Genomic DNA, 5,550 nt, shown 5'->3' with positions numbered 1-5,550 from the left:
TCGAGCAGGAAATCGTTGTGCTCGACGGTGAGAATGTCGAATTCGGGCTGTCCGGTCGCATGCAGAAACGCCGTGCTGCAAAAGCGCAGCCCGAACCGCTGGCGGACTGGCCCGTCGACCACCAGTGCCAGCCCGACCACCTGCGCACCTTGCCGGGCCTGCAGCAGGCGCGGCTGCACCGTCGGTGGCAGCGTGTCCAGCCACACCCCGACCCAGGCCCATGACGTGAAGAAGCTCGCCCGGGAGCGGGATTCGAGCGCCAGCCAGTCGGCCTGCAGCCGGGAGCGCTCGGGCAAGGGCGTCAGGGACAGGGCGTACGCGGTTCGGGAATCGGAGGGCGAAGGAGTGGAGGTCCGAACAGTCATGCGCAATCGTGGGTGAGGAAGGGGCCAGCAGTGCAGAGGCAATCCGCAGATTGTCGCCGCACCATCCGTCGGCCCGATGACGGCAGGCTTGGCCAGCCCCTCGGACTCGCTGAATGCCCCTTACTTGCGCATCAGGGTGCTCTTGCCGAACAGGCTCTCGATCAGATCGACCGCGAGTTCGGCCGTGCGGTTGCGGTGGTCGAAGGCCGGGTTCAGTTCGACCACGTCCAGCGAGGCCAGGCGCCCGGTGTCGGCAATCATCTCCATGCAGAGCTGCGCCTCGCGGTAGGTCGGACCACCCGGCACGGTGGTGCCGACACCCGGTGCGATGTCAGGGTCGAGGAAATCGACATCGAAGCTCACATGCAGGTGGGTGTTGTCATCGAGCGTGGCCAGCGCCAGCTCCATTGCATGGCGCATGCCCATCTCGTCGATGTAGCGCATGTCGAAGACTTCGAGGTCCTGCTGGTGCACGAAGCGCTTCTCGCCCTCGTCCACGCTGCGGATGCCGATCTGGCGGATCACCTTGGGCGAGATCGCCGGCACATGGCCGCCGATGCGCGTCAGCTCGTCCGGACCAAAGCCGCACAGACATGCCACGGGCATGCCGTGGATGTTGCCGCTCGGGGTGATGGTGCTGGTGTTGAAGTCGGCGTGGGCATCGAGCCACAGCACGCGCAGCTTGCGTCCCTGTTCGCGGCAGTGGCGCGCGACGGCACTGATCGAGCCGATGCCCAGGCAATGGTCACCGCCCAGCATGATCGGCAGACGCCCGGCCACCAGCTCGGCGTGCACGGCATCGTGCGTCAACCGGTTCCATTCGGCGACTTCGGCCAGGTGGCGGTAGCCATCGACCGGCGGTTGCCACGGATTGGCGGGACCGGTGAGGTTGCCGGTGTCGTGCACGGCCAGCCCGTGGGCCTCCAGACGCTCGCGCAGTCCGGCAACGCGCAAGGCTTCCGGCCCCATCGAGGCGCCGCGTGCCGAAGCGCCGGCATCGGTCGGTACGCCGATCAGGGATACCTCCGTCTTGCGGGTCTGCACCATGCTCACATGTCCTCGGCGAACTTGCCGGTCTGCGTGTCGGGGAGATCGAAGCCGTAATGGCTCGACAGGTAGGCCCATGCCTCTTCGGCGGTCTCGACGAACTGGAACAGTTCGGTGTCGCGCGGGCCGATCATGCCGGTCTCGATCAGCCAGTCGAAGTTGATCAGCCGGGTCCAGAAGTCGCGTCCGAACAGCAGGATCGGACGTCGGCGGGACTTGCCGGTCTGGACCAGGGTCATCGTCTCGAACAGTTCATCGAGTGTGCCGAAGCCGCCCGGGAAACAGACCAGCGCGATGCTGCGCATCAGGAAATGCATCTTGCGCAGCGCGAAGTAGTGGAACTGGAAGCACAGCTCGGGCGTGATGTAGGCATTCGGCTCCTGCTCGTGCGGCAGCACGATGTTCAGGCCGATGCTGCGCCCGCCCACCTCGTGCGCGCCACGGTTGCCCGCCTCCATGATGCCGGGGCCGCCACCGGTGACGACGTGGATCGGCGTGTCGAGCTGCGCCGACTCTCGGGTGACGATGGCGGCGAAGGCCCGTGCCTCTTCGTAATAACGGCTCATCTGCACCTGCGTGCGGGCACGGGCGACCACGGCGACATCACCGCCCGCTTCGGCCTCGCCCAGGCGGGCTGCCGCCACGTCCAGCGGCAGGATGCGGGCACTGCCGAAGATCACGATGGTCGATTCGATGCCCTGCTCGCGCTGCACCAGCTCCGGCTTGAGCAGTTCCAGCTGCATGCGTACCGGGCGCAGTTCATCGCGCAGCAGGAAGTCGTTGTCGGTGAACGCCAGCCGATAGGCACTTTCCGGGCCGCTGTAGCGGGACGCCGGCAGGGTGGCCAACGCCTCTTCCTCCGCGCTGGGGAAGTTGCGGGCTTTCAGGTCAGGATGAGATTGGTCCATGTTGTTCGGTGTGACGACCCGCACAGACGGGGCACGCGGGGTCGCGGCCCATGCGGATCTCGGTCCATTCCATGCGGCGCACGTCGAGCATCTGCAGCCGTCCGGCCAGCGAGGTGCCGAACCCGGCCAGGATCTTCAGCGCTTCGGCCGCCTGCACCGTGCCGATGATGCCGACCAGCGGCGCGAACACGCCCATCGTCGCGCAGCGCACCTCCGGCACCTCGGCCGAGGGCGGAAACACGCAGGCGTAGCACGGATCAGCCGCACCGCGCGGATCCCAGACCGAGATCTGGCCATCCAGCCCGATCGCGGCACCAGAGACCAGCGGCTTGCCATGCTGCACGCAGGCGGCGTTGACGGCGTGCCGCGTCGGGAAGTTGTCGCTGCAGTCCAGCACCACGTCGGCCCGCGCCACCAGCGTGTCGAGCATCGCGGCGTCCGCGCGCTCGGCGATGGTGTGGACATGCACATCTGGATTGATCGCCGCCATCGACGCCGCGGCCGACAACACCTTGGGCTGGCCGACACGCTCCTCGGTGTGGGCGATCTGGCGCTGCAGGTTGGTACGGTCCACGGTGTCGTGGTCGACCACGGTCACGGTGCCGACGCCCGCGCTGGCCAGGTACAGGAGCACCGGCGAGCCCAGCCCGCCCGCCCCGATCACCAGGGCATGCCCCGCCAGCAGCCGCTGCTGGCCCTCCACACCGATCTCGTCGAGCAGGATGTGGCGGCTGTAGCGCAGCAGCTGGTCGTCGGTCATCTCGTCGATGGCGTCCAAACGCAACCCGGCTCAGTTCGGCTTCGGCTCGTCGAGCTTGCGCTCGACCTGCGTCTTCGAGGCCACCACCGGCTTGCCCTTCAGGCGGTTGAGCGCCTGCTGCAGCGGGAAGTCCTCGGGCGCACCGTACTCAGGCAGACGGGCGACCGCCTTGTCCTTGTCCTTCGGATCCTTGGCCTTGGCATTGGCCTCTTCCAGCTTCTTGAGCGCTTCCTCGCGGGCCTTCTCGCGGGCGGCATCCTTCTTGTCGGCTTCCGGGCCGTTGACCAGGTGCTTGTCCAGATCGGCCTCGCGCAGGCGCAGCGCGGCGTACGGGCTGCCTTCCGCGGTCTCGTCCACCGGCACGTCCGGCAGGATGCCCTTGGCCTGGATCGACTGGCCGGACGGCGTGTAGTAGCGCGCCGTCGTGATCTTCAGCGAGGTGTTGGGCATCGGCAGACGCGCCATCTCGCTCTGCACCGAGCCCTTGCCGAAGGTCTGCGAGCCCATGATGACGGCCCGCTTGTGGTCCTTCAGTGCCCCCGCCACGATCTCGCTGGCGGACGCCGAGCCCTCGTTGACCAGCACCACCACGGGCACCGACTTGATCAGCGCCGGCAGGCCAGCGAGCACATCGCTGCCATCCCGCGAATAGAACATCGGCGAAGCCTTGAGCACGCTGCGCGACTCGGGGATCTGGCCGTTGGTCGACACCACGACCGCGTCCTTGGGCAGGAAGGCCGCCGAGATGCCGACCGCGCTGTCGAGCAGGCCACCCGGGTCGTTGCGCAGATCCAGCACCAGGCCCTTCAGGTTCGGTTCGGTGCGGAAGATCTCCTTGAGCTGGTCGACGAAGTCGCGCAGCGTCGGCTCCTGGAACTGGTTGACGCGGATCCACGCATAGCCCGGCTCCATCACCTTCGAGCGCACGCTCTTGGTCTTGATCTCCTCGCGCACGATCGGCACGGGGAAGGTGCGGTTCTCGGACTTGCGGTAGATGGTCAGCAGCACCTTGGAGCCGCTCGGGCCGCGCATGCGCTTGATGGCCTGGTCCATGTTCAGGCCCTTGACCGGCGTCTCGTCGATGCGGGTGATCAGGTCCCCCGTCTGCAGGCCGGCACGGAAAGCGGGAGAGCCCTCGATCGGCGAGACCACCTTGACGAGGCCCTCTTCCATCTCGATCTGGATGCCGACACCCGTGAACTTGCCGCTGATGCCCTCGTGGAACTCCTTGTAGGCCTGGCCTTCGAAGTAGGCCGAGTGCGGATCCAGCCCGGACACCATGCCACCGATCGCGTCACGGATCAGCTTCTTCTCGTCCACCGGCTCGACATACGAACGCTTGACGAGGTCGAACACCGCGGCCAGCTGTTGCATGTCCTCCAGCGGCAGCGGCGACAGCGCACTGCGCGCCGTGGCCTGCAACTGCATCGTGGCCAGCGCACCGGCGACAGCCCCGACAGCCACCCAACCCGCAACCTTCAATTTGCTACCCATTTCGGACACCTCTTGCGTTGCAGGCCACGCCAGCCTGCACACCATGAATCGATCGGGCAGTATAGGACGGGCCATGTGCACTGCCCCCCAACCACCCGGATACCCCTGCATCCATCCGGCGAGAACAGGAGGAAATCAGAAGGAATACTGATATTGGCCAACACGTGCGCCAGATCGGTCATCGGCACAGAACTCGCTAAACTTCACCCACATCCCGCCAACCACCCGACCGCCCCACGTCCGAGTCACCCCGATGCACACCGCCAGCCTCTCCAGCAAGGGCCAGATTGTCATCCCCAAGGCGCTGCGCACCGAGTTGAATCTGCTGCCCGGCACCCGGTTCGAACTGAGCATCGATGCCGGCCGCCTCGTGCTGGAACCATTGCGCGAGCCGGAGTTCGACCTGGCCGCCATCCACGCGGCGGTCGAACAGCTCGCGGGCTGCCTCTACCGCCCTGAAGCGACACCGACCAGTGCCCCCGAGGACGAAGCCGCCATCGTCGCCCTGCTGGGCGCCGAGGACCGGCGCCTTGGCCGGGGACAGCCATGATCTTCCTCGACAGCTCCGTGCTGGCACGGCTCATCCTGCGCGACCAGCCCACCGCCTACACCGCAGCACGCGAACTGCTGCGCCAGCCAAAGCGGTTTGGCGTCACCGGCACCGTGCTGCTGGAACTGGTCTGGCTGCTCAAGAGCAAACGCATCGGCAACAACGACCTCAGCCGGGCCATCGCCGCGGTCCTGGCGCTGCCCAATCTGCATTGCCCGGACATCGAAGCCGTCTGGACCGCCCAGATGGCCCACACCGCCGGCATGGACTTCGCCGACGCCCTGCACCTGGCGATCAGTGCCGAGGCGGGCGCCACCGGCTTCGTCACCGCCGACCCGCTGCTGGCCCGCCACGCGCAGCGCCTGGGCCTGCAGCCGCCGGTCGAACTGCTTGGCTACCATCCCGAACCATGACCGTCCACACCGA

Annotated in this window: 7 protein-coding genes; 2 read left to right on the top strand and 5 right to left on the bottom strand. The window is 67.0% G+C overall.

Going from position 1 to position 5,550, the window contains the following annotated elements; all coding sequences use genetic code 11:
- From AB3X43_RS16520 to AB3X43_RS16500, 5 genes are all read right to left on the bottom strand, one after another.
- On the bottom strand, positions 1-365 hold a 365-nt coding region (locus tag AB3X43_RS16520), incomplete at its 3' end, for a GNAT family N-acetyltransferase (protein ID WP_369430957.1).
- A 120-nt stretch (positions 366-485) separates the two neighbouring features.
- Positions 486-1,412 carry an arginase gene (gene rocF, locus AB3X43_RS16515; RefSeq protein WP_369430956.1) on the bottom strand — a complete coding sequence of 309 codons (927 nt, stop codon included), beginning with the start codon at positions 1,410-1,412 and terminating at the stop codon, positions 486-488.
- A gap of 2 nt (positions 1,413-1,414) precedes the next feature.
- A complete protein-coding gene (locus tag AB3X43_RS16510) occupies positions 1,415-2,320 on the bottom strand; it encodes an LOG family protein (RefSeq protein ID WP_369430955.1) in 906 nt (301 codons plus the stop codon).
- Entirely contained in the window at positions 2,301-3,080 is a 780-nt protein-coding gene (locus tag AB3X43_RS16505) for a HesA/MoeB/ThiF family protein (RefSeq protein WP_369430958.1), read from the bottom strand. The genes AB3X43_RS16510 and AB3X43_RS16505 overlap by 20 nt, the downstream gene beginning before the upstream one ends.
- A 30-nt stretch (positions 3,081-3,110) precedes the next feature.
- Entirely contained in the window at positions 3,111-4,574 is a 1,464-nt protein-coding gene (locus AB3X43_RS16500) for a S41 family peptidase (RefSeq protein WP_369430954.1), read from the bottom strand.
- Between the two features lie 253 nt (positions 4,575-4,827).
- Between AB3X43_RS16500 and AB3X43_RS16495 the strand changes: the two genes are divergently transcribed.
- The gene (locus AB3X43_RS16495; protein ID WP_369430953.1) at positions 4,828-5,124 is read left to right on the top strand and encodes an AbrB/MazE/SpoVT family DNA-binding domain-containing protein; all 297 of its coding nucleotides are present in this window, start codon (positions 4,828-4,830) and stop codon (positions 5,122-5,124) included.
- Positions 5,121-5,537 (top strand): type II toxin-antitoxin system VapC family toxin, encoded by a 417-nt coding sequence (locus AB3X43_RS16490; RefSeq protein ID WP_369430952.1) that lies wholly within the window; start codon positions 5,121-5,123, stop codon positions 5,535-5,537. Before AB3X43_RS16495 ends, AB3X43_RS16490 begins: the two co-directional genes overlap by 4 nt.
- Positions 5,538-5,550: the final 13 nt, after the last annotated feature.

Source organism: Sphaerotilus sp. (genome assembly GCF_041083715.1).
In the GTDB taxonomy this organism is placed as follows: Bacteria; Pseudomonadota; Gammaproteobacteria; order Burkholderiales; family Burkholderiaceae_C; genus Sphaerotilus.
This window is presented reverse-complemented; position numbering and strand designations above follow the sequence as displayed.